This window comes from Photorhabdus sp. S10-54, assembly GCF_963878145.1.
GTDB lineage: Bacteria > Pseudomonadota > Gammaproteobacteria > Enterobacterales > Enterobacteriaceae > Photorhabdus > Photorhabdus kayaii.
In genome coordinates, this window is sequence record NZ_CAWNXG010000034.1 from 1 (window position 1) to 24,635 (window position 24,635).

General features: G+C 41.9%; 19 protein-coding genes and 5 pseudogenes. 9 read left to right on the forward strand and 15 right to left on the reverse strand.

What is annotated here, in order from left to right:
- Positions 1-615: pseudogene (locus AACQ83_RS16895) on the forward strand (IS630 family transposase); the annotation flags it as partial.
- Here AACQ83_RS16895 and AACQ83_RS16900 read toward each other — a convergent pair.
- A pseudogene (locus tag AACQ83_RS16900) lies at positions 565-1,590 on the reverse strand (IS630 family transposase). The pseudogenes AACQ83_RS16895 and AACQ83_RS16900 overlap by 51 nt on opposite strands.
- 762 nt (positions 1,591-2,352) lie before the next feature.
- Here AACQ83_RS16900 and AACQ83_RS16905 point away from each other — a divergent pair.
- The 3 genes from AACQ83_RS16905 (at position 2,353) to AACQ83_RS16915 (ending at position 4,057) form a co-directional block, all read left to right on the forward strand.
- Positions 2,353-3,216, forward strand: a complete 864-nt coding sequence (locus AACQ83_RS16905) for a hypothetical protein (RefSeq protein ID WP_112878770.1) — start codon at positions 2,353-2,355, stop codon at positions 3,214-3,216.
- Positions 3,217-3,275: 59 nt separating this feature from the next.
- Positions 3,276-3,617, forward strand: coding sequence for a hypothetical protein (locus AACQ83_RS16910; RefSeq protein ID WP_112878771.1), 342 nt, complete (start codon positions 3,276-3,278; stop codon positions 3,615-3,617).
- A 110-nt stretch (positions 3,618-3,727) separates the two neighbouring features.
- Positions 3,728-4,057, forward strand: coding sequence for a hypothetical protein (locus tag AACQ83_RS16915; RefSeq protein ID WP_112878772.1), 330 nt, complete (start codon positions 3,728-3,730; stop codon positions 4,055-4,057).
- 273 nt (positions 4,058-4,330) lie between these two features.
- Here AACQ83_RS16915 and AACQ83_RS16920 read toward each other — a convergent pair whose 3' ends face one another.
- From AACQ83_RS16920 to AACQ83_RS16970, 12 genes and pseudogenes are all read right to left on the reverse strand, one after another.
- Positions 4,331-5,506: a hypothetical protein gene (locus tag AACQ83_RS16920; RefSeq protein ID WP_112878773.1), complete on the reverse strand. Its 1,176-nt coding sequence runs from the start codon at positions 5,504-5,506 to the stop codon at positions 4,331-4,333.
- Between the two features lie 424 nt (positions 5,507-5,930).
- Positions 5,931-6,500 (reverse strand): hypothetical protein, encoded by a 570-nt coding sequence (locus AACQ83_RS16925; RefSeq protein WP_192881040.1) that lies wholly within the window; start codon positions 6,498-6,500, stop codon positions 5,931-5,933.
- A 131-nt stretch (positions 6,501-6,631) separates the two neighbouring features.
- Positions 6,632-6,737: pseudogene (locus AACQ83_RS24700) on the reverse strand (IS982 family transposase); the annotation flags it as partial.
- Positions 6,738-6,795: 58 nt separating this feature from the next.
- Positions 6,796-7,563, reverse strand: coding sequence for a Fe(3+) dicitrate ABC transporter ATP-binding protein FecE (gene fecE / locus AACQ83_RS16930; protein ID WP_112878774.1), 768 nt, complete (start codon positions 7,561-7,563; stop codon positions 6,796-6,798).
- Positions 7,564-8,520 (reverse strand): Fe(3+) dicitrate ABC transporter permease subunit FecD, encoded by a 957-nt coding sequence (gene fecD, locus AACQ83_RS16935; RefSeq protein WP_112878775.1) that lies wholly within the window; start codon positions 8,518-8,520, stop codon positions 7,564-7,566.
- On the reverse strand, positions 8,517-9,515 hold the full coding sequence (fecC, locus tag AACQ83_RS16940) for an iron-dicitrate ABC transporter permease FecC (protein ID WP_112878776.1): 999 nt from the start codon (positions 9,513-9,515) through the stop codon (positions 8,517-8,519). Before fecC ends, fecD begins: the two co-directional genes overlap by 4 nt.
- Entirely contained in the window at positions 9,512-10,420 is a 909-nt protein-coding gene (locus AACQ83_RS16945; protein WP_112878777.1) for a Fe(3+) dicitrate ABC transporter substrate-binding protein FecB, read from the reverse strand. Before AACQ83_RS16945 ends, fecC begins: the two co-directional genes overlap by 4 nt.
- Positions 10,421-10,479: 59 nt before the next feature.
- A complete protein-coding gene (gene fecA / locus AACQ83_RS16950; RefSeq protein WP_112878778.1) occupies positions 10,480-12,840 on the reverse strand; it encodes a TonB-dependent Fe(3+) dicitrate receptor FecA in 2,361 nt (786 codons plus the stop codon).
- An 85-nt stretch (positions 12,841-12,925) separates the two neighbouring features.
- Positions 12,926-13,891, reverse strand: a complete 966-nt coding sequence (fecR, locus tag AACQ83_RS16955) for a ferric citrate uptake sigma factor regulator FecR (protein ID WP_112878779.1) — start codon at positions 13,889-13,891, stop codon at positions 12,926-12,928.
- Position 13,892: 1 nt separating this feature from the next.
- Complete coding sequence (gene fecI, locus AACQ83_RS16960) at positions 13,893-14,414, reverse strand: ferric citrate uptake sigma factor FecI (protein ID WP_112878780.1); 522 nt, start codon at positions 14,412-14,414, stop codon at positions 13,893-13,895.
- 544 nt (positions 14,415-14,958) lie between these two features.
- Positions 14,959-15,348 (reverse strand): hypothetical protein, encoded by a 390-nt coding sequence (locus AACQ83_RS16965; protein WP_158537791.1) that lies wholly within the window; start codon positions 15,346-15,348, stop codon positions 14,959-14,961.
- 1,473 nt (positions 15,349-16,821) lie between these two features.
- Positions 16,822-16,997: pseudogene (locus tag AACQ83_RS16970) on the reverse strand (IS256 family transposase); the annotation flags it as partial.
- 172 nt (positions 16,998-17,169) lie between these two features.
- Here AACQ83_RS16970 and AACQ83_RS16975 point away from each other — a divergent pair.
- Entirely contained in the window at positions 17,170-17,646 is a 477-nt protein-coding gene (locus AACQ83_RS16975; protein WP_112878782.1) for a very short patch repair endonuclease, read from the forward strand.
- 246 nt (positions 17,647-17,892) lie between these two features.
- Positions 17,893-18,993, forward strand: a complete 1,101-nt coding sequence (gene dcm, locus AACQ83_RS16980; RefSeq protein ID WP_074524953.1) for a DNA (cytosine-5-)-methyltransferase — start codon at positions 17,893-17,895, stop codon at positions 18,991-18,993.
- A 186-nt stretch (positions 18,994-19,179) separates the two neighbouring features.
- Here dcm and AACQ83_RS16985 read toward each other — a convergent pair whose 3' ends face one another.
- Together AACQ83_RS16985 and AACQ83_RS16990 are read right to left on the reverse strand one after the other, a co-directional pair.
- The gene (locus tag AACQ83_RS16985; protein WP_112878783.1) at positions 19,180-20,187 is read right to left on the reverse strand and encodes a restriction endonuclease; all 1,008 of its coding nucleotides are present in this window, start codon (positions 20,185-20,187) and stop codon (positions 19,180-19,182) included.
- Positions 20,188-20,294: 107 nt separating this feature from the next.
- Positions 20,295-20,420: pseudogene (locus AACQ83_RS16990) on the reverse strand (IS1595 family transposase); the annotation flags it as partial.
- Between the two features lie 249 nt (positions 20,421-20,669).
- Between AACQ83_RS16990 and AACQ83_RS16995 the strand changes: the two are divergent.
- From AACQ83_RS16995 to AACQ83_RS17005, 3 genes are all read left to right on the forward strand, one after another.
- On the forward strand, positions 20,670-21,422 hold the full coding sequence (locus AACQ83_RS16995; protein ID WP_112878784.1) for a sulfite exporter TauE/SafE family protein: 753 nt from the start codon (positions 20,670-20,672) through the stop codon (positions 21,420-21,422).
- A 108-nt stretch (positions 21,423-21,530) separates the two neighbouring features.
- Entirely contained in the window at positions 21,531-22,703 is a 1,173-nt protein-coding gene (locus AACQ83_RS17000; RefSeq protein ID WP_112878785.1) for an MFS transporter, read from the forward strand.
- Between the two features lie 388 nt (positions 22,704-23,091).
- Positions 23,092-24,438 (forward strand): NCS2 family permease, encoded by a 1,347-nt coding sequence (locus tag AACQ83_RS17005; protein WP_112878786.1) that lies wholly within the window; start codon positions 23,092-23,094, stop codon positions 24,436-24,438.
- Positions 24,439-24,635: the final 197 nt, after the last annotated feature.

Genomic DNA, 24,635 nt, shown 5'->3' on the forward strand with positions numbered 1-24,635 from the left:
ATGAAAATCTTAAAGTTACAGCGAAAGACGACCCCATCCTCTTTCTTGACGCGGTTCACCCGGCTCAAGGTACTAAACTCGGTTATGGCTGGATGCGAAAAGGCGAGAAAAAAACAGTCAAAACAACAGGAAGCCGAACTCGCCTGAATCTATTGGGCGCACTCAACCTGAATGCCATTGGTCGTACGGTGTTCCAGGAATATCAAACCCTCAATGACTACAACATTTGCTGTTTTTTCAATGAAATAAGAAAGTCTTATCCTGACTACCATCAAAAAATTCATCTTATTGTGGATGGGGCGGGTTACAACAAAGCTCATCTTGTGAAGGATTGGGCTTATGTTAACAATATTGAGTGACATTACCTTCCTCCATACAGCCCAAATTTAAACCCTATAGAGCGATTATGGAAGGTCATGAATGAACATGTTCGAAATAACCGTTCTTTCGCTGATAAACATGAATTTCGAGACAAAGTCTTCAAATTTTTCACCACAACGTTACCTGATATAGCGGACATCGCTGATGTCTAGAATTAACGACCATTTTCAGGTGCTAAAAACTTCAAGATGCAGGGTTCAGAATCTGGAAGTTGTCATTAATACGGCACGATAGCCTCCCGGCCAGTTCCGGTAATATTTCCGTAAAAAAGTGATGTATCGCCTGCCTGAACAAGGCCATCGAGGCGAAATAACGATTATTTCTGACTTTTTCATTCATCACTTTCCACAGCCTTTCTATCGGGTTTAGATTCGGGCTGTAGGGCGGTAAGTAATGAAGCTCAATATTTATCACATAAGCCCAGTCTTTCACCAACTCACTCCGGTGATAACCGGCGCCGTCTAGGATAATATGCACCTTCTGGCTGACCGGATAGGTTTCACGGAGGGCAATGAAAAATTCTGCGATGTGATAACTGTCGATACGATCATATTCGCGTACAACTGTTTTGCTGATATCAGCCAGATTCAGGGCATCCATCAGGTTCAGACGGGTACTGGCTTCCCGTTGTTTTCACCGCGGTTTTCTGGCCCTGGCGCACCAGCCATAAGCGAGTTTCGTCCCCTACATGGGATGAATGCCATCAATGAACAGGATGGGCTCATTGTCTCCGGCTTCCTGTTTCAGTTTCCCGTAGGTTTCCATAAAGGCCCGTTGCTGTTCCGCGTTGAACTTGTGTGGCACGCCGGTCGGTTTTTTATCACTGAACCCATTGTGGTGCAGCCATTTATTTATGCCGGGAACGGTGTAACTGATATCCCACTATTCTTCGACAAGGCGGATAACCGCCTGTGTGGTAGGTAGAAGATTCGCGGTCAGATAAGCGATAAATTCCTGAGTCTGTGTTTCGCGGAGGTGGCTCTGAAAGCCGCCATTTTCGGGCTTCAGTTTGCGGTGATTAAGGTAATCGCTGATATGACGATTAACCGTCGTTTCATGCAGGCGCAGGGCCTGAGCGATCATGACAGAACTCCAACCCTCAGAAGCCAGCAGAACTGCTTTAATGCGATCACACTCCCTCTTATCACGGCAGGTGTGATGAAGGTGTTCGAGTTCGGCTTTCTGTTCATCGGTAATGAATATTTTCATGACGGATACCATGAGCCTTATTTTGGAGAAAATCAAGCATGTTCAATAATCACGGGTATATTGTTGGTAACGTGAATAATACCTATACCCGTTATCTTTCAAGTTGCCTCTTTGTTGGCTGCACTCGCTCACCCCGGTCACATAGTTTGCTATGCTCCCGGGGATTCACTCCCTTGCCGTCGCGATGCATCTTGAAATCCATTGGGTATATATTACAACTCCTTCACTATTTCAATCTGGGTTTATTAAGATTTAATTTTCTAGGATGTTGATATGTACTAATAATTAAGTATAGATGATAAGCGACTATTTCACCTGATGTTTGACTCGTTTTGAAAAATAAATTATCAAATCCTACGGCTGTTTTAGAACAGCATATAAATCGAAGTCCTTGATGACAAAGTCTAATGCCTATATTCAGCTTGTTATAATCATGGTACGCAGAACTGGATACGCTTTTCTGTTTTTCAGCATATAAAGTATGATTTCGATATTTTTTCTAACATCAAATATCAATATGTGAATTATATTCTATATGGTTGTTCAAAATATTCATTAGATAGTGGAACTTAGAAATATGTATTATGAATGTAATTTATCACTATTTATAAAATATTTAATTAAGAAAGGGAAGTAAGAATTTACTCCGATTGTTTGCTTAGTGGTTAAGTGTTTTTATACGGTATCTGGAGTAATAGAAAAACTGAAATTTCATTGCTAATGCATTCGTAGAAAAATCCCTTAGTTAAGGAGTTCTTAATTATGATAACACATAAATTAGCTATATTTATACTGTGTTTATCTCCAGCCGTATGCTTTTCACAGCCTGATAAATTATCTCCAGGCTCATATGAGTTAATTATTGGAGCAAGACCTTCGATGCCTTATTCACCGATTCAGAATTATAATCAAGACTTAACACGGCAAGGTACTGGGCGTGAATTTACTGTTCCTGTGTCTCGTCATCACATAATCCCATTCAATCTATTAAGAGGCTTTTATAACCGTGTTGTTGAAAATAACCGGCTACGTAATATAAGTAGCTTTCTCACAGTATACTCAAATAATTTACGGTTTTATGCTAGTCGTGGCGGTGTTGATTGTAATCAATTAGGTAGCGATATTATTAATGCATCAAATTTAGGTTTGGCCCAAGGTAGTGGATGGATAAGAGGTGGTAGTAATAGATTTACTCCAGGTTTTAGTACATTCGAGCAATTTTATGCGTGGTTACCGGGCAACCTTTTCATTGGGCCAAATAATCGCTCCGATGATCCAGGTCCAGGATTTGAGAGTAACGCAGCGGTTGTTATTGGCGAGGCTAACTTTGACTTAGTTTCCAGGTTGTACAGAAATATGATGAATTATATGTCAACAAATGATGAAAGTTTATTAAATGGAATTGCAGCAGATTTATCAAGGCTAGCTCAAATAAGGGGAGTTTATTCATTACGGCCACAAGATTGGGAATATGTGAATGGTCAATATAGATTAAGGAGAGGGGGGAGAGAAGGTTTCATAGGTGTAGACAATAGTTATGATGATTATCTGGAATCAACGTGCAATGATTTACGTCCCACACTCGATAAAATTAAAGGAAGGTATGCGATTGTAATAGATAATTAAATATAAGAATTAGCTAAATTTTGCAACTATAAAAAGTCTAATGTCTAATAGGATAAAAAATGAAACCGATAAATCTACTTGTTATTACTTCTATTATATCATTTTTACTATGTGCAAAATCTTTTGCTGCGGAAGATCTAGAATGTGGTAGATATCCTAGTAACTATTTAAATAGCGGAACCCTTACAGGAAAACTTGTTAAGTTGATAGATAAGAAGGATTGGACAACCACAAATTATATAATACAAACTGATAGCGGTCAGAGATATTGTGTCCGAGTTGAAGATAGAAAAGATATAATACGAAATACAATTATTTCTAGCGCATACTTATTGGGATTAAGAGTAACTATATCACTTACTAAGGAGCATACTATAACGGGGATAGCAGTCCATAATTAGGAATGTTAAATGTAAATTAAGGAAGGGATTTAAAGAGAGCTTCATAGATACAACCTAAGAGTTAACCAAATTTTACAACTATCAAAAAGCTAGTGCTTAATGGGATAAAAATGAAACCAATAAATCTACTTGTTATTGTTTCTGCTATATCACTTTTACTATGTTCAAAATCTTTTGCTTCGGACGATCTAGAATGTGGTAAAGTGTCTGTAGATAGCGGAACCCTTACAGGGAAATTAGTTAAGTTAATAAGTAAAGATGGCTGGATAACAACAAATTATACATTACAAACTGACAACGGAGAAAAATATTGTGTCCGCGATGATACTCTAGATAATCCGATACGAAATAAAATTGTCTCTGATGCATTTTTCTTAGAATCAAGAATAACCGTATCACTCACTAAATATCATGCCATAACTGGGATAGCGATCCATTAGTAGGTTAGGTATTTCTATATTCACCCTTAAGGATATGATTCCCGCTGAAAAAGATTGCGGTTTTTAACCGTAATCTCAGATTATTGACAAAGTGCTGGTTTTTTATCTGGCATTTTGTTTTAACGAAGCTCCGTTCACCAGACGGAGCTTGCCGCCATGTTGAGAACATTGCCTCCTCAAACTTTCCCACTAGAAACGCTCTCGCTTGACGAACTGATTTAAATTATATTTTTTGTCAATAGCGAGGATTTAAAATCCTCGCAAATAATTACATTAAGATATTTTAGACGGTATGATATTAAATTCTTTCAACTCTTCTTTTAAGAACGGATGACAAATTTTTGCTTTTTTTCTCAACTCTGAATTTAGTTTCTCATCATAACTTCTATCAGCAGGGATGAATTGCAGACTATTTTTATAAGCTTCCAATACATCAACTGGGCATACTAATTTTATATCTCCGAATGCGTACAAAGTTACTCCATCAATCAGGAAGAAGCCATTTTTCTCTAGGGCCCTTATGTTCCATTGTTTATTATTAAAAACTTCTAATGGATAATCGTCTTCATTAATGAGATATGAATGTTCGTTATAATCACTAATGCCGGAAATTTTCATGGTTGCATTTACAATGAAAACGGGAATGGAGGTTATTATCCATGACAATGAAAATAAAGAAAAAATAACTGCATATCCTGTTATGTATACATTTTTTACAATTCCTTCGGATTTATCGCGACTTAGATAAACGGAACCAGGTATAAGAGAAAAAATAACAGTGATTAGAGATGTTGCTACAACATATAACATCAGCACATTATCGCTTACTTCTCCTTTATTAGGTATTTTATTTATAATAAGAGATAATGGATATGAGTAGAAGAGGGTCATAAGAAAAATGGAAGCAGGTATAATAATGTGAAATAAACATGAAAGTTTAATTCTTGTGCGTTTATTTTTATATTGCAGTACGTCTGAAATTAGGTTTCTATTAATTAAATAAGAAACTAGCATGCTGGAACTCAAAACAAAGAATACTGAAATTATAATAATAGTTGCTTCCATATATTCAAATTTATCGGCCAGCCATGCTGAGAAAATTAAAATACCAACCGCAAGTAAAGATATAATAAATGCAATTGTAACGAAATTTTCTCTTATTTTTTTATAGTTATGAAAGTGATTACTTTCTTTCTTAATAATAGAGATGAGTAAAATTGATGGTATAAACATCAAAATTGAAATAAGTATTATGCTGAATAAAAAAGTTGATGCAATGACTATGAAAATATCTTTAAATGTTACGGAGCTAATAAATATATCTAACCGGCCTAACCGGTTAAGGTAAAACCAAATAACAAACAACGCAATGAACCCCATGATGACTGTAGGTGTAATAACTCGTTTGACTAAATTTATTACTTCATTACCTATGTCGTTGCTGCCCATCTTGCATATCCTTCCAGTTAAATAAATAGTAAGTTTTATTGTGGTCACTCAGCTACCACATGGTTATAGTTGAGAGAAATAGATGTGTAAAATATGATTAGACTCTCAATTTTCTTACGGCACTAGTAACACCGAAGAAAGTTTATTACTTCCATATCTTTTCCAAGTCTACATCTTCACTATCCGGTTGCTTTGATCTTTCTAAGACGTCAACTTGCAACACTATTGGCAGGTTAAACGATGTACCAGTTGCGACACAGCAACCTTTAGCCAAGTTAGGGATCATGCTCTTTGACATATTGTCAAGTGTGCTTATTGTATTATCAATCAGCAGGAGGTCACGATCGTTGACCAGTCGATGAATAAAGAAATTATGTATCTGTGATACAATTGTTGGTGAAATATCTGCTGGTCGCTGACTGGATTAAGTCAAAAATACTCCGAATTTACGACCTTCCTTAATGATTTCCTCAAACATCTCAGGGCGATAATCTTTCCAGCTTTCACTTTCGCGACTTGATTGCTGAGAAAGGATGTTATGGGCCTCATCAATAATTAGATGAATTGTTCTGTCTGGAGGGTTAGCAACTTTATCTCTATGAGGATGATAGTAATGTTTGGCAATCAGAAGTGGCAGGGTTTTCTTGATTTCCGGATTGCATTTTCTCAGGGAAATTACCGTTACCGGTTTCGTAATTATTTGATTCTCAGTAATAGTAATAACCTTACGTAAAGCGTTTAATGATGATTCAGTTCGTTTCAATAAAGGTTGTATGAACTCATATTGAACATAACCGTATATTAAATCACATATTAACTGAATATTGCACCGAATTTTAAATTCTTCAAAAGCATCAATCTCAGGTCGTGTTATATTATCAATAATTGAACTTAAAACAGATTGGTAGTTGTTACCTTCAGCATTAAAGTAGCGATCATTAGACTCATTAGTAGTGTTTATATAAAAGCAATTATGTTTTGTATGCCATGTCACTTTCTTAAGTAGATGATATAAATTATCAAGCCTAATTAGCTTGGTGACTTCTCTAATTAAGTCAAGTGAATCGGGTTTGGGCTGAGCACAAGTAAATATAAGTTCATAAGTTTTTTTAATGTAATTTAACCTCAGCTTTGCTTAAGAACAGCAATTATTAGAATCACATAAATTCAAGCTCGGCTTTTTGGGTTGGGCGGTATAAGCAATGAATCCCAACACAACCTCTAACAAAAAGCAGAACATATTAAGCCGTACTGGAGAAGAGAACCAACACGTTACATTAGATTCCTGCTTAACACACCACACACATTGGTTTACCTGAAACTGGTTCGGGGTGAATTTCTGCTTCAATGCTGAATACCCGCTGTAATAATTTCGGTGTCATAACCTCTTCGGGTGAGCCTTGGGCGACAACCTGCCCCTGAGAAAGTAGTACCAGGTGGTCACAGTACCGGCTAGCCTGATTGAGGTCATGAAGTACGGTCACGACCGTTTTTCCTTCGTTGTTCAGCTCACGTAGCAGCTTCATCAATTCCACCTGATGGTTGATGTCAAGATACGTAGTAGGTTCGTCGAGTAGCACCAACGGCGTATCTTGGGCCAAAACCATCGCCAGAAAAGCACGCTGGCGCTGCCCGCCTGAAAGGTCGGCAACGCGTTTATCGGCAAGATGGCTAATCTGCGTTTTTTCCATTGCTTGTTGTACAAGATGACGATCATGAGATGCTAAACGCCCCCAGAACGTAAGCCAGGGGCTGCGTCCGTATGCAACCAGTTCATGGACGGCGATCCCTTCTGGTGTGAGAGGGTGTTGCGGTAAAAGCGCCAGATGTCTGGCGAGCTTGCGTGAGGAAAAGTGCGCTAAAGGTTCACTATCTATTGTTATCTTTCCAGATAATGGTGTTAATAGCCGCGAAAAGCATTTCAGTAATGTTGATTTCCCACAGCCGTTAGGGCCGAGCAACGCCGTGATTTTCCCGGTCGGGAGGGTGAGCGACAGGTCATTCAGAATGCGTTTCTCCTCGTAGCCCGCAGATAACTTTTCCGTAGCCAGTTCCATTTAACGTGTCCTCACTAAAAGCCAGAAGAAATAAGGGGCGCCAATGATGGCGGTCAGTACGCCAGCAGGCAATTCCATTGGTGGAGCTATGGTCCTTGCTAGCAAGTCGGCTAGCAGCAGAACCTGTGCCCCCATAAGCATGGATGCGGGTATAAGCCAGCGATGCCGTCCTCCCACAAGTCTGCGAACGAGATGGGGTACCACGAGGCTAATAAAACCAATCGGCCCGCAAACGGCGACGCCTGTTGCGGCAAGCGCTACTGCCAGCATTAATCCCCAGGATTGTACGTGTAGGAGCGAAACGCCCAGTGTGCTGGCGCTGTCATCACCGAGTGCCAGCAAATCTAAATCGCGACAAAAGCGTAGGCTGAGCGGTATCAGTATCATCAATACCGGCAGGGCTATAGCCACAAACTGCCAGTCGCGTCCCCACAGACTGCCCGTCAGCCACAAAAGCGCATTGTTGATATCTTGTGGGCGTGAGAGCATGAGGTAATCGGTGATGCTTGTCCAGGTAGCTGAAAGTGCCACGCCAACCAGTGCAAGGCGCAGTGGCGAAGAGGGACCGGCAATCGCCCGCAGTAGGATTAGCGCGGCCATTCCACCGCAAAAAGCGAGTAACGGAAGCCACTGTACCGACAGAGAAGGGAAAAGGAGCAGCGTGCTTACCGACGCCAGGCTTGCTGCATGATTTACCCCCAGTACATCGGGGGAGGCCAGTGGATTACGAACAATCCCTTGGACCAAAACGCCGGAAAGCGCCAGTGCAGCGCCTACAGTGATGGCTAGTAAAATACGCGGTAGGCGGTACTGCGTTAGCATAAAGTGGTGTTTGTCACTGGGTTGCCAGCCGCTTATTAACGCGTCCCAGGGAAGTGGTTGCGCCCCCATGCGTAGCGCTAGCACCAGCGTAATTGCCAGCAACATGACCAACAGTGAGATAACCTGACGATTCATGTTCGCCTCCTTGCCAGCCAGACAAAGCAGGGTGCGCCAATCAGCGCCAGTATCGCGCCTGCCGGGAGTTCCCCAGGCCAGGCCAGTGCACGGGCCAGTAAATCGGCAAGTAGCATAAATACTGCTCCCAGCAACATGCACATTGGCAGTGTGCGGCGTAGATCATAGCCAACCCAGAAACGCGCCAGATGGGGCATTAGCAGGCCAATAAACACGATCGGCCCCGCCACACTGACGCAAGCCCCCACCAGAATCAGCACCGCTAGACTGATGAAGATACGTAGGCGCGTTAGATTCACGCCAAGTGTATGGGCACTGACATCGCCAGCGTTGAGCAGATTAAGTGATTTCGCCAGCAACAAAACTACAGGTACAGTGACCACCACGAAAGGGAATAGTTGCCAGAATTCAGGCCAGCGGACATGGGAGACCCCTCCCGCCAGCCAATAGAAAATGCCGTAAGCATGATCTTCGGCAAGCAGTAGCGTAATACGTGTTAGTGCCATACATAAGGCCGATAAGGCAATGCCCGCCAGAATTAGCTGGTTGCGATCGTATTTTTGCTGCCAGCTACCACTTGCGGCCATCACTATCATCCAGCTAATTCCACCGCCACAAGCTGCCACCAAAGAAATAGAATATCCGGCCAGCGCTGCCGGACTGAAAGCGCTGACCAGCGCCATTGCCAGTGCTGCGCCACTGTTAATGCCCAATAAGGAGGGGGAGGCCAGCGGATTATGGGTGAGCGTCTGGAGTAGTGCGCCGGCCAATGCCAGAGCTGCGCCGAGCAGAATAGCAACCAGACTGCGTGGTAGCCGCAGATTGATAACCAGCGCCTCAGGCAATGTCGGTGTATGACCTGGCACCAGCGCCTTAAGTGCGCTAATGGCGGGAATGGGAATAGCGGAGTAGCAAAACAGGCTTAGCCAGAACGCACTCAACAGGGCAACCAGCGGCAATCCCCAGCGCCAGACCGCATGGTGATGGCGTCTCATGGTGTTTCATTAACTGGTTGATGATGGAAGATTTTTACCGCATCACTGCCGATGCGTTCAGCGGCAAATATCCCGCGCATACGAGCCCAAGTATTGCTATCTACCGCTGCTATCTGATGCTTGTGCTGTGCTGTCATCATCTGCCACAGCGTATCTTGCTGCCAGCGCTTCACGATGCTTTCCTGGCGATAGTGGGCGACGATAAGCCAGTCAGGATTGAGTGCCAGTAACTGCTCTAAGTTGAGAGAAGCCATTGCTGCATGATTAACTGGCGCCGGAACTTTCAGCCCTAATGCCGTTAAGACGCTGCCGGTATAGGTATCGCTGGAGTGCAGGTTAAATTGCTGTTCGCGCGAGGTGCCAAAAACCACACTGACGCTTTGTGGCAACTGACTGGCATAGCCTTTCATGCGTTCACGGTGTTCTGCCAGCCGTTGTTGCATCTCACTCTCTTTCCCCATCACTTTGCCGATGATCGCGGCAGATTGCAGGTTTTCTTCGTAGGTTTCGTTGCGGGACTTTAGCAGTAGGACGGGAGCGATGCCCTTGAGTGCCCGATAGATCCCCGCGTGGCGTTGACTGTCTGCAATGATGAGATCAGGTTTTAGCGCGCTGATGGCTTCAAGGCTTGGCTGAGCGCGAGTACCCGTTGATTGCCAGGGTTTAATACGCTGGCGAACATCCGTGAGGATGCGCTGCGGATCATTATCATCGGCAATACCTACCGGGCTGATATTGATGGCGGCCAACGCATCAACAAACGATAATTCCAGCACAACTACGCGCTGGGGAACGGTATTGAGGGTAAAACTGCCCTGCTCATCCTGTACCGTGACCGCAATGGCATGGGGCAGGCTGGCGAAGAAGAGCAAAACGATAAACATTACGTGAATCGGTGCAAGCATAACTTAGCTCCAGAAATAGCAAAGCCGGGCAATGGCCCGGCGAACGGATTAATGTAACGTCAGAATTTTACAGAACCTTGCATATAGAACGTACGTGGCTGCCCGGCGTAGAGGCCTTTGTTATTGTCATCATAGGAGCGGGTGTAATACTCGTGGTCGAAAATGTTTTTCACCCCAAAGGCTAGACTCAGATTGGCCATTTGTGGACCGAAGTCATACGCCACGCGCGTATCCCACAGCATAAAGCCCGGAATGCGGCCGGTGCTTCCATTGGCGCTTTCCTGCACGGTATTAGCGTTATCAGCAAACTGACTGGATTGGGATGTGCTGTTGAGGTTGAAGGTCCAGTTACCCGGTTTGTAATCTATGCCAAATGCACCTTTATGTTTCGGTGAGAACGGCACTTGATTCCCGTAGGTGTTGCCTTCTTCACGAATTTCTGCGTTGACATACGTGTAACTGGCGTAAACCGAAACGTTCTTCAGCTTGGGCGTAAGTTCCGAAAGATCGTAACGTGCCTGAGTTTCCAGCCCTGTGTGTCGGGTTTTCCCACGTGCCGTAACAGTATCATTAGTCTGGTTGGAGTCGTACTGATTGTTGAAGTTAATCAGGAACAGCCCCATTTCCGCTGCCAATGCGCCGTCATCGTAGCGAGTTCCGACTTCCCAAGTTCGCGCCTTTTCAGGTTCTACATTGCCGCTTTTCACAGCCTTACCAATTTGGCTGTATTGTACGGTACCGAATGAGCCTTCCGTATTGGCGTAAAGATTCCAGCTATCAGTAATATGATAAAGAACATTGAGTGCGGGCAGCGGCGCATCGTAACTTACTTCTTGGCGGGTGCCTTTCACATTGTTGTTTTGGAAGGATTTGATATGTTCGAATCGTATTCCAGGCGTGATGGTCCAGTTGCCGATATCAATGCGGTCGTCAATATACCAAGCATGAGCCTCGGTGCCGGAACGAGTATTACGGTCATAAGGGCTTGATGTGCTGGGTAATTCGCCGCTGCGGGTGGCGGTGTAGTAACGCATTTCGTGACTGGCTTCATTCACATAACGGTAGCCAATCCCTACTTCATGGGCTGAAGGACCTAAATTGAAGAGCTGGCTATAGCGTGGTTCGATGCTACGCACCCAATATTCTCGCGGGGAAAGGGTAATGCGCTTGCCCTGCTCAAGATAACCGCTGCGCAAGGTATGAGTGTATAAGCCCTGAATATTGAATTTGTGGTGCTGGTCGGGTTGATACTGATAGCTGAGACTTGCGAGTTGACGGCGGCCCCAGAAGCGGTCATATGGGCGAGTGGATTGCCAGCGATTGGCATCGTAATCGGCGCGTGAAAGGCCACCGGGCATATCCGCACTGCCATCGTAATATTGCAGTAGGCTGTTGAAGGTGTGCGCTTCATTGGGTGCATAGCGGTTTTTGAGCATCACATCGTCAATATGCGTGGCGCTGTGCTCGCGCCAGTCGCTGCCGCGTGTGCCGGAGTAGAGAAGCGCTGTGCCGAAACCGTTATCTGCCGTACCGCCAATCATCAGATTATGGGTCTCTTTTGGATTATTTTGTGAGGATGTGGGGCTAAGTTGTCCTTCCACACTGGTCTCAATACCAAAATCTTGCGGGATAGCGCGGGTCACGAAATTCACCACACCACCTACGCTTTGTGGCCCGTAGCGCACAGCGCCGCCGCCGCGTACCACGTCTATTGCGTCCATATTGCCGAGAGATACTGGCGCTAATGATAGCTGTGGCTGTCCATAAGGCGCGAAGGGTACCGGAACGCCGTCCATCAGAACCGTAGAGCGGCTGGCGAGACGTGGGTTCAGGCCACGAATGCCAAAGTTCATTGCCAGGTCGTGGCTGCCGGTACCATTGTTTTCTGGCGCGTTGACGCCGGGAATGCGGTTCAGCGCTTCACGCATTGTGGTTGCGCCTGTTTTAGCAAAATCTTCCCTGCGGATGACATCACGCGCGCCTGCATGTTCAAACACGTCAGCTTCACGCGCACTACCTAGCCAATCGCCTACCACGGTCAGCACGTCTTTCTGCGCAACAGGAGCGGGTTCGAGTGTGAACGTGTTATTGCCTAATGTTTTCACCTGCAAATCAGTACCGACCAGCAAGGTGCTCAGTCCATCGGTGATGGAGTAATTACCGTGTAGACCGCTACTCTGTTTGCCGCGGGTTAAGCTGGCATCTATTGAAAGGGTAATACCGGCGTGGATGGAGTACTGATTAAGCACTTTATCCAGTTCGCCTGCATTAATGTCATAGTGTACGCTAGCTGGCTCTACAGCAGCATACGTTATCCCTGAGGTTAGGCAGGCCACCGGTAACAGGCTCAAACGAATCGCCATTACCAGCGGTGTTGCTTTGTGAAGCGCGCGCAGTGGCTGTGCACGTAAAGGCATCATAACGTCTCCATAATCATTTTATTGCTGTATTCACTTATGAAGTCGAACGAGGAAACAAAAAAGGACAATCGAAAATGATTATTTTTTACGTTAACGATTGTTCTGCGGGCAGAACATTCACCCAAAAACGGGTAATGTATTGAATCTTAACGGGAAGCGTTTTCTCTATGACGGTTAATATGGTATCGGTATTTTTCATCGGGAAAGTACCACTTAACCGTAGCGAGGCGATGGCCGGGTCGCAGCGTAATATACCGCTTCGATAGCGGGCGAGGGTTGCTATCACTTCACTCAATGGTTTATCGCTGAAGCTTAGTATACCCTGCGTCCACGCGTTGTCTTCGGCGGCTGCCGCGGTCAGTTCATCAAAATTGGTGGCGCTGAATCTTAGGCTTTCGCCCTGATGCACAATACATTTGCGGTCGGCACCGGTCAGTATCACCTCTACGGCATGTTGCTGCACGCTAAGTAGTGTGGTGTTGGCTTCCTGACGAACCGTAAATTGGGTACCTAGCGCAGTCAGTTGTGCATGACGGGTTTGTACACGCAACAGCTTTGCTCCGGTATCATGTCCGGTAGTGATGGCAATTTCGCCATACCAGAGATGTACCAGACGTTGTTGAGGAGTAAAATGGACATCTACGGCACTGTCGGCATTGAGTGTAAGCAGTGTGCCATCGCTCAGCCGATGATGCTGAATATCCCCTTTAGCAGTATGGTAATCGGCTCGCAGACCTTCTCCCACTTCCGAGTACCACAGTTGCCAGCTACCGCCAACCCCCAGTAACAATAGTATGCCTTTCATCACCCTGCGTCGTGACAGATAAGTTTCCTGAAGTACGTGGCTTGCCGCATTACCTGGCACTACAAGCATCTGGTTACGAAGATTTTCCACTTGCTGCCATGCCCACTGATGATCCTGATGCTGCTCGTACCAGCGCTGCCATTTTTCAGTTTGCAGCGGGCTGACCTGATCGCTATTCAGTATCGCATGCCAATGCGATGCTGATTTTAATGCCTGACGGCGAGAATGGGTTAACATGGTGTCCATATCAGAGCCCATTTTCCAGACGAAACAGCAGGCAGTGTTCGGTGGCTTTAGCCATATATTTTTTCACGGAACTGACGGACACATTGAGGCGTGAAGCGATATCGCTGTAGGTCAGATTTTCAAGCTGAGACAATAAAAACGCTTGGCGCGTTTTGTTGCTCAGACCATCGATCATCTGGTCGATTTGCTGGAGTGTTTCAAGTTGACACTGACGGATTTCCGGCGAGAGCATAAGCGCCTCGGGCCGTTGCGCCAGTAGCTCCAGATATGCTTTCTCCAGTGCGTTGCGGCGAAACAGATCGATCATCACCCTTTTGGCGATCGTGCAGAGGAAGGATTTTTGGTCGCGAATAGCTTGTAGCGAGTCGCCGGCCATCACACGCAGGAAGGTATCTTGTGCTACGTCGTCGGCATCAAAGGACGATTGCAGTTTGCGCGTGAGCCAGTTTTTCAGCCAGCCATGATGTGCGCCGTAAAGCGATTCAAGTGTTAGCTCAGCGGAAACAACAATGCGGTCAGACATACCCTATAACATCAAAAGTAAATAATCACGGTATCATCTTAATGTGAGAATAGTTATCATTACAATCATTCCGAAGGTTTTTTATTTCATGTTGATGTGATTTAAGTCGGTGTAGTCGGGAGAGCTGTCTCTGTTTCGTTAATAATGTTGGAGAAAGCGGTTAATGAAGACTGAGCTACGGCCGGAAAAAACTTGAAGTCAGTCATAAAAAAGCGGTAGAGAAAGGCGAAAATCGGTACGAGAAAGCGGATTGATGCACCGAGCCAATTAACCTAAAGAGCGCTTTTTACTTACTCCGTAGATCCCGATTTACTCAGGTTAGACCATGTGGTTTATCGTTTTTCGTGCTATCTGAAAGCAAAGGGTTACAGAAACTTTCACTTATTCAAGTAAAAGTAAATATACCTTATCCTGAACGTGATAAAACAGGTATTAAGAAAAGCCGTTTTTATCTATCAGTGTGGTTTTAGAATCTGGGAAAAGAGTCAAGCGTACTATGAGTAAATAGGTAAAAACTTAAATCATCAAAGGTAAAAAGAAGTGATTAAGAATTTTTTAAAGTGGGTGAAAAATTTGATGCTATATTGGCATTGCAGGAGAAAATATTAGAGAAAACGGGTTTTAAATTGATTAACCAAAGTGGTAAAATAACAGTGTTAACCCAATGACAAGAATATGAAGTTATATCAAAACATTTAACCGCATTAACCGCATTAACCGCATTAACCGCATTAACCGCATTAACCGCATTAACCGCATTAACCGCATTAACCGCATTAACCGCATTAACCGCATTAACCGCATTAACCGCATTAACCGCATTAACCGCATTAACCGCATTAACCGCATTAACCGCATTAACCGCATTAACCGTATTAACCGCATTAACCGCATTAACCGCATTAACCGTATTAAGTGTTGATTTTAATACCATTAGAATACTTGCTGCCCTCTCTGGTTTTAAACCTAAAAAAATAAAATACAGGAAAAAGAAAAAACAAGTATTAACTTAATGAAAATGGGAAGGTTTAAATGAGGGGTGGGAGATGGAAAAAAACTATTATATTTGCATAAACTATGAAAACCATTTATTAAACGAATTTCTAATTACAGGCTCTGAGAATTGATTCACATGTTTATCATCTTTATTAACATGGTTAATTGTCTCTTTTTACCTGCATATTAAATTTTTGTGATTACTCGCTCATTTTTTTCGGTGATTAATTAGATAAGAGTTATAAAAACAGATGCTCCATTAGTGCGAAGTTTTTAAAAGGTACAGGGTAATTAAAAACGGCCTATTTGCCACTATGTTTAATGTATTTATCGGCGATGCTACTTTTCTATTATTTTATATTTAACTAACCGACTATGGCTATTTAAAAATGTAAACATAGTGATGATTTATTTAATTGGTTGATTTTTATAAATAAATATTCATTCGTGGTAATGGTTGATTGTATTTAATCTAAATCCATCAACAAAGAGTTAAAAAGAAACCAATGCGTAAAATAATATTGTCGTAACAGTATTATATTAAAGTATTTTTCGCCATTATTTTATAAAAAAAGCCGTAAAAAATGATGCGATAAAAAAGGGATAAAACGGTTAGTTTGGCAGGGTTTAAACTTTGAAAAAGAAGTGATTATCCGAAAAAACACAAAGGGGGATCTTTATATCATCAGATTATTTACTGGTTAATTTATGTGAAAAAATAAAGGATTGTGCTCTATAAAAACAGCTTTAAATTACCGATAAAATAGTGTCAGTTAAAGATAAAAGCGGGTGGGATTTACATTAAGTAAACGTAAGGTACGATATTTTATGATAATTAATTTTAATAAAAATCGGGCGTTAAAAGTGGTAAAAATAGCTATTAAAGTTTTATGCTAATTAAAATCAGTGGTTGAAAACATGACTTTTAATAATAGTTTAAAACCTGCCCATTTTAAAGCTATCAGTGGAAACGGAGAAATAAAAATTGGTTTGGTTATATTTATGTTTTCGGGGGAAAAGGATAAATGAAAATATGAATCCGTTAATCTGTTTTTCAAGATGAAGCGTTTTAATAACGTTTTCAATCGGAGAATAAATTTCTTCATAAACCAGTTAAATAATCGATGATAAAAAATAAGCATAACAAAATCCCCAGATAAATGATTTAATCGAATATAAATTGGGTTACTTGCAGCGTTATTATATTGCATTTGTTATACAACTCTGTGATACCTTAAATACGTCAGTTTAAACTTGCTTTATCCTGCTTTAATCGTTGAAGAGTCTGTACATTATTCTGTGTAATTGCCACCTGATTATAAGTGGCCGTCCACACACGCAATGAGGATGTCTTGAAGTCCTATTGATACCCAGTGCGAGGAAAACCGCTTTGTTGATAACGGTACCATTGATTAGAGCGGGATTTTGGCGCATTTTTCTCATAGCTAGGATGGTCAGTCAGTTCAGCATTCAGGCCGTTTCGATGGTCAGCTTAGTGAGCATGCGGGAAAACTGATTAAGATCGGCTTCAGTTTTGAGGCCTTTAGTCAATTCGGCAGCGAGAGCTTTAAGTTTCTTTTCGTCCATAATTTGCCTGTCTCCGTTGTCGGAAGGAATATATCAAAAACAGGCAATTACACAATTTAAATTACAGTCTTAAAAAAGAGGTCAGATATTTTTAGATAGTATAAAGGGGAGGTAAATTTAGTTTGTGAAACATGTTATAATTCTATTTGTTTTTGTTAAGGAGGAAAATGGAATGAAAGCGATATCAAAAATTAAACGCTCGCATATCATGAGGTCTATACACTCAAAAAGTACAAAGCCAGAAATCATTGTCGGAAAAATCCTAAACAATCTTGAGATTAATCACCTCTCCCAATGTGAAAAAATATATGGCAAACCAGATTTTGTGTGTGTCGAGCATAAGGCCGCCATACTTGTTAATGGCTGTTTTTGGCACCGTCATTCGTGCCACATGTTTAGGCCGCCAAAATCTACAAGTGAATATTGGACCAAAAAGCTCAAAAATAATATAGAAAGGGATATGCGTGTTATATCTAATTTAAACAATCTTGGTTATAGGGTTCTGGTTGTATGGGAGTGTGCATTGTTAGGGAAGAAAAAACTGGACAGCATTATTTTGCAGGATTGTATTGAAGAGTGGATTTTTACAGGTATTAGAAATTGCGAGATAGACTATCAAGGGATTAAACTTATGCAGTCGTTATGCTAGCAAACCTAAACAGTGAAGATCGAGAAATCATCCCTCTCTCCTTTCTTTGACTCATTAAGCTCTCATTTCACCCTTCATTATGGCGTTTTTTATACGGTTTTGCGCACACTTAAATAAACAAAAAAACCATAAAAACAATAAGATGAAAATAAAAAAATTATTTCCAACTTATGTTGTGCACACATCAGGTTTTGTTTATCATGTATAAAAGATCAGGTTAAGGCCGATGAGAACGAGAGTGAAGAAATGACAACAAGCATTACACCAGAAATTAAAAGTGAGAAAATCCATTTACGGATTACTCCATCTCAAAAGGAAATATGGAAAGCTTTAGCTGAGGCGCAAGGTGTAAGTTTAGCAGCATGGATTGAAAATAAAATATCGATGGCATTAGCATCGAATAGTGATATCTTTCAAAAAGAAAAATATAAATTGGTTTCGCTTTTTGCTGGTTGTGGCGGAATGGATTTAGGCTTCTGTGGCGGTTTTTCTGTCTTGAATAAAGAATATAAAAAAACAAAATTTGAAATTATTTGGGCTAATGAATTCAACCCCAATGCAGTAAAAACATATAAGAAAAACTTTTCTCATGATATCGTTGAAGGCGACATATGGGAACTTATCGATTCAACCCCTACAGAATGTGATGTACTGATAGGAGGTTTCCCCTGCCAAGATATATCTATCAATGGTAAAAGAGCTGGCGTAGACGGAAAGCGCAGCGGTTTATATCTTGCTATGGTCGATGCTGTTAAACGCTCACGACCAAAGATTTTTATTGCTGAAAATGTCAAAGGGCTACTCATGAAGTATAACGAAGAATCTTTAGCCCGTGTTATAAAGGATTTCAGTGAATTGGGTTATAATGTTAGTTATAAACTATATAATTCAGCCAATTTTGGTGTACCCCAAACGAGAGAGCGAGTTTTTATTGTTGGAACATTACATGGAAACCCTTTATTCAAAGAACCTGTTGATATTCTCCATAAAAACGAATGGTTGACTTGTTATGATGCGATTCATGATTTAGAAACCGTTGATGAAGATCGCAATCTTAATCATATTTGGAGTAAGGCTAAAAAAAGCCCAGACCAAGGAAGTAGACGTTTAAAGGAAGATAAGCCATCTCAGACTATAAGAGCGGAATGTCATGGTAATATTCAGTTCCATTATAAATTAGATCGTCGTATTTCGATGCGAGAGGCTGCACGTCTCCAGTCATTTCCTGATAATTTTGTTTTCGAATCGAACTTGAGGGAAACCGAAAGACAGGTTGGAAACGCTGTTCCACCGGTTTTAGCTTGGCATTTAGCGCAAGCTGTTGAAGAATATCTCGATAAATTATAAACAATATATACCCAATGGATTTCAAGATGCATCGCGACGGCAAGGGAGCGAATCCCCGGGAGCATAGAGAACTATGTGACCGGGGTGAGTGAGTGCAGCCAACAAAGAGGCAACTTGAAAGATGACGGGTATATTTAGAATACCATGACTGTTATTTGTTATCAGTCATGGTATTGTTGTAAAGACTCAATATTTAGCAGTTATAAATAGAGTTTCTGATGGTCTCCATCCTACAGCATAGGTATCTGCCAGTTTTAACCAGTACTTAATTCTTTCTTCTTTGGGAAGAATTACTCCCCAATACTCTTCAAATAAGGCATCTTCTAATTCATAAAATGCTCGAAGCATTTCGACCTCTATATCTTTTAATGCCCTTTCTATATAATTGCCACCTCTTTCTGGCGACGATCTCATTGCGACACTTCCAGCAGAAAATAAATCTCTAGCTTGATTACACAATATGCCATAATATGTTAGAAGAAACATTGTCACATCATCGTATTTTCCCGATACTCGGCTAGATTTAACAATCTGTGGACAAAGTACTGCTGATTCTGCTCGATACTTTCGTTTCTCCGGCTGAGAAAGTTTTGTATATAGCCTTACTTCCAATGGTAGAGTTCTTTCATCAGGTTGATCATCAATCCACCAAAGCCTTTCACCGGGCTTTAACCTATTTTTTGCATACTTTCTAATGAAGGGCATTTTTTCTTCCGGACTTAAAATCCTGAAGTCGTTATAGCTTATATTGAGCTTATCGAATAATGGTTCTTTGGCATTAATTTCCACTTCAAATCTTGGAACATGAGACGTTCTTACATGCATGATACATTCTTCATAATGCCCCCATTTAGCTTCTGGTTCTCCGCCAATTTTTCCCAAAAGTAGATATACATAATCTACTCCTTGCTTACGACTCCCTTCGAAAATGCTATTTGCTATTGATCTCCATGTATTATTATCTGAATATTTTACTTCTACACCAAAGTTTCCAATAATTATGTCTGGAAACGCTTGTGCAGGCGGATTCATATCTACAAATAACCCCATGTCCGTTAATATCTCTCCTAAAACCTCTCTGACTCTTTGCTCAAATTTTTTTGAGTTATGATGCTCGTTTGATGATCTCAAGTCTTGAGTGAGTTTTTCTGTTGCCTTAGTTAATAAGGTCTCAAAAATTTGGCGCTCTATCATTTTTCATCTAACATCTTTTCTATCCATATATGCCATTAGATTACAACGACATGTGCCGTGGTCACAAGTTATAATAAAGTGATTAAAAATCAATTAAATAGAGCAAGATACCAAAGAGCTGAAGTCGTTTTGTTGACACCCACTAACTCTGCCGTAGTGCGGGCTGTAGCCCCCGCCACAAAGAGTTCCTGAAGATGTTTTTGCTTGTATTGGCTAATCCGACTTTTTCTCATTTGGATATCCTAGATCAAATTACTTATCTAGGGCAGCCCCAATTATTTATTGTTAGGAAATATTTTAAATTGATTGTAATTTAAACATATTATTTTTCCACAGGACCATACCATCGCCATATGTGCATAAGTACATCTTTAACTGATGTGTCCTATTTTTTGCAGACAGACCTGACAAATGATAGTAAAAACTATTAGTATCGGGAAAACGATCACTTTAGTTTGAGAACTATTTTCAGGGAAGTAGAAATGTTACATGTACTTGCGTGGCCTGATCTGTTTATTTGCATTTTTGTCGTTTTCTTTGCTTATCTGGTTTTTGGTATGGCCGGGTTTGGTTCTGCTCTTGTTGCTAGCCCAGTTCTGGCATTTTATATTCCTGTAGCGAAAATTGTTCCTATGCTCGCGTTGGTAGATTTAACCGCCGCAGTGATTAATATTACCAGAGAGGGTAAAAAATCAGAGTTTAGTGAGCTCAAATTAATGATTCCATTAATGGTTATCGGTAGCTTGATTGGCGCCGCCATTTTATTGATGGCCCGACCTGATGTTTTAGTTCTGGTGTTGGGGTTATTTGTTGTTTTCTATTCAATTTATTCGCTATTTTTCAGTAAAACTTACCGTCAATTCCCCGCTAAAGCCGCTATTCCATTTGGTCTGAGTGGAGGTATTTTCAGTGCGCTATTTGGTAGTGGCGGTTTTCTATATGCAATTTATCTAACTGGGCGGATATCAGATAAGGAAATTTTCAGGATTACTCAGACGACTTTAATTGGTTTCAGTACCCTGACGAGAGTGATTATTTTTGTTGTCATGGGTATTTATCTGGACACCTCATTTTTGTTATTGATACTGGTATTTATTCCAGCCATGTTGTTGGGAATCTATGTTGGTCGCCAAGTGACACTGAAAATCTCCAGAGGAACATTTTTGAAGTTTATCAATATTATTGTACTGGCTTCGGGGTTAATGCTGATATATCGTTATATATTTACTGTTTGAAATAATAACCAATAGGAATTAACGCATTCAATATAATATTATTAATTTGTTGTTTTCAGTTCATTTCATATTTATTCTCTTTGTTTTTGCTGGATAGATATAAATAAAATGAACAGTCGTGATTATAGAAATAATAATTTTTTTGCCATTTTTACTATTACCACGAGTGTCGCTGTTATTGGCATTGTCATTGGTTTGACTATCCCAATGATAGCGTTACGCTTGAATAGCCAAGGTATTGATGAGTTGTACATTGGTTTAATTTCTGCGGCTCCGGCATTGGGGGTTCTTTTGAGTGCTCCGGTCGTCCAGAAAATTGTAGCTCTGGTAGGTAAGAAACACGTCATGATGATTGCAACAGGGGTTTCTGCTGGCAGTTTGCTCCCACTTTTGGGGTCGTTGCCGATGGAGTTGCTTTTTCCTCTGCGGCTAGTTACTGGTGTTGCTAACGGGTTAATGATCTGTCTAGGTGAAACCTGGATTAATGAACTCTCTGAAGAGAATAAACGAGGCAGGGTACTGGCTGTTTATACAACAGTTTTTACTGTCAGTCAGTTGCTTGGCCCTTCTATCATTGCTTTTTATGGTATCGCAGATAAAACGCCGATACTGATTTGTACTCTGATCCATATCTTTTCACTGGTGCTCTTTGTCATGGTAGATCAGAAGAAAGGCGATAAGTTGCCGCAACACAGTAAGCAATCCAATTTCTCTATTGTTCAATTTGTGAAGATTGCACCGGCGATCTGTGGTGGTGTGCTATTTTTTTCCTTTTTCGACGGGACCATTCTTTCTATGTTTCCCATCTACGGGATGAGTTATGGGTATACCGAAGCGGTAGCTGCACTGATGATAAGTGTCATTCTTGCTGGTGATGCAGTGATGCAGCTTCCGTTTGGTTGGCTGGCGGATCATATGAATCGTATGCGCCTATACCAGATTTGTGGTGTAGCAACGCTCGGAGCAAGTGCATTATTGCCGTTTGTTATGACATATCAGTATCTTATCTGGCCTTTGTTGATTGTTTTAGGGGCAACTGCGGGGGCTATCTACACCATTGCATTGGTCCAAATCGGTCAGTATTTTTCAGGAAATGATCTGATAGTGGCTAATGCCGCGGCGGCTATGTTGTGGGGAATTGGGAGTTTGTTTGGACCACTGCTTGCCGGTATAGCGAGTTCAGTGACGCCATCAGGTTTACCTGTTCTGCTTGTCATCATTGCAGCACTGTTTCTGGTTTCAACTATGGATCGGTTTAACCCGCAAGGTGATAAAAGCTGAAGTATTCAGTTGGTAGTTGTACAGGCGTAAAAGCTGGCTGTGAATAGCCGTCAGCATTGAGTGAATCTTATTTATTATCAAGTCGTTAGTAAGTGGAATCCTAAGATTGAAACATTGCGATTAATTATCGTAAAAGGTTTAATCTCCAGAAGTCATTCTTGTGATACTTAGCTAAATAATACTGTTAGCTATTGATTTCGACACGATGATCACTGGATAATCTTTCGCCTCAAATTTTCTCACTGCTTTCTATTCTAAAAGCCAAACGATTGCTTTTGTGATTTATTGAACCGATTGGGGCAATGTTGTTGTGTTATTAAGCAAGGTGATCGTTTTCGTTTGATGAGGAAGTGGAAGAAGTACCATGAACATAATGCAGGGGAACGACATGTTTGGCACTCAGGCACCAGTTAAATGCAAACTGGACAAGTATTTTAAATTGACTGAACGTGGCACAACGGTACGCCGTGAAATTCTGGCAGGGATCACAACTTTCTTGGCGATGGTTTATTCAGTCATCGTTGTACCGGGAATGTTAGGGCAGGCAGGGTTTCCCCATACTGCTGTCTTTATTGCGACTTGTTTAGTTGCCGGTTTTGGTTCTTTGTTAATGGGGCTGTGGGTTAACTTGCCAATGGCAATTGGTTGTGCAATTTCGTTGACTGCATTTACCGCTTTTAGTTTGGTTTTAGGACAGCAAATCACTATTCCGGTTGCACTCGGTGCGGTATTTTTGATGGGATGCTTGTTTACGGTGATTTCTGTTACCGGTATTCGTTCTTGGATTTTACGCAATATACCAATGGGTATTGCGCATGGTGCAGGGATTGGTATTGGGCTGTTTTTGTTACTGATTGCGTCAAACGGTGTTGGTTTGGTCATTAAGAACCCTCTGGAAGGTTTGCCTGTTGCTTTGGGGGCGTTCACCTCTTTTCCGGTTATGATGACTCTGCTTGGGCTGGCTGTTATTTTTGGTCTGGAAAAATTGAAAGTTCCCGGTGGTGTGCTGTTAGTGATCGTGGTGATTTCAGTTATTGGGCTGATTTTTGATCCGGCGGTGAAATATCAAGGGTTCTTTAAGATACCGAGTCTGGGAGATGATGGCCTGTCCTTGATTTTTAGTATGGATATTATGGGGGCTTTGCAGCCGATTGTGTTACCCAGTGTGTTGGCGTTAGTCATGACTGCGGTGTTTGATGCGACCGGTACCATCCGTGCGGTAGCAGGGCAAGGGAACCTGTTGGATAAAGGCGGACAGATTATTAATGGCAGTAAAGCGCTGACTGCCGATTCTGTTAGTAGTATTTTTGCCGGCGCTATCGGTGCTTCTCCGGCTGCGGTATATATCGAATCAGCCGCGGGTACCGCAGCCGGCGGTAAAACAGGTTTAACCGCAACAGTTGTCGGTATCCTGTTCCTGTTAATTTTGTTCTTTTCTCCACTTTCCTATCTTGTACCGGCGTATGCCACCGCGCCGGCGTTGATGTATGTTGGTTTGTTGATGCTGAGTAATGTCAGAAAGCTGGATTTCGATGATTTTGTTGGGGCGATGTCCGGTATGCTTTGCGCGGTCTTTATTGTTCTGACCTGCAATATTGTAACCGGTATTATGTTGGGTTTCAGTTCGCTGGTTGTTGGTCGTATCTGTTCCGGTGAATGGCGCCAATTGAATATCGGTACCGTGGTAATTACGATCGCTTTAGTAGCATTTTATGCTGGTGATTGGGCTATTTGATTGATTAAAAAGTGCGTAATGGGTGTTCACCCCTGCGCACTTTGCCAATTCTTGCGATTACTTTTAAATTCTCAATTATTTCCCCTGTATTTATCTGATTAGTTTACAATATTCCTGTAATTCTTTCGGATACGGCTCCGCGTGTATCTACCTTTTTCGATTGATTCAGTTATTTTAGTATTAAGATTTATTCTCAC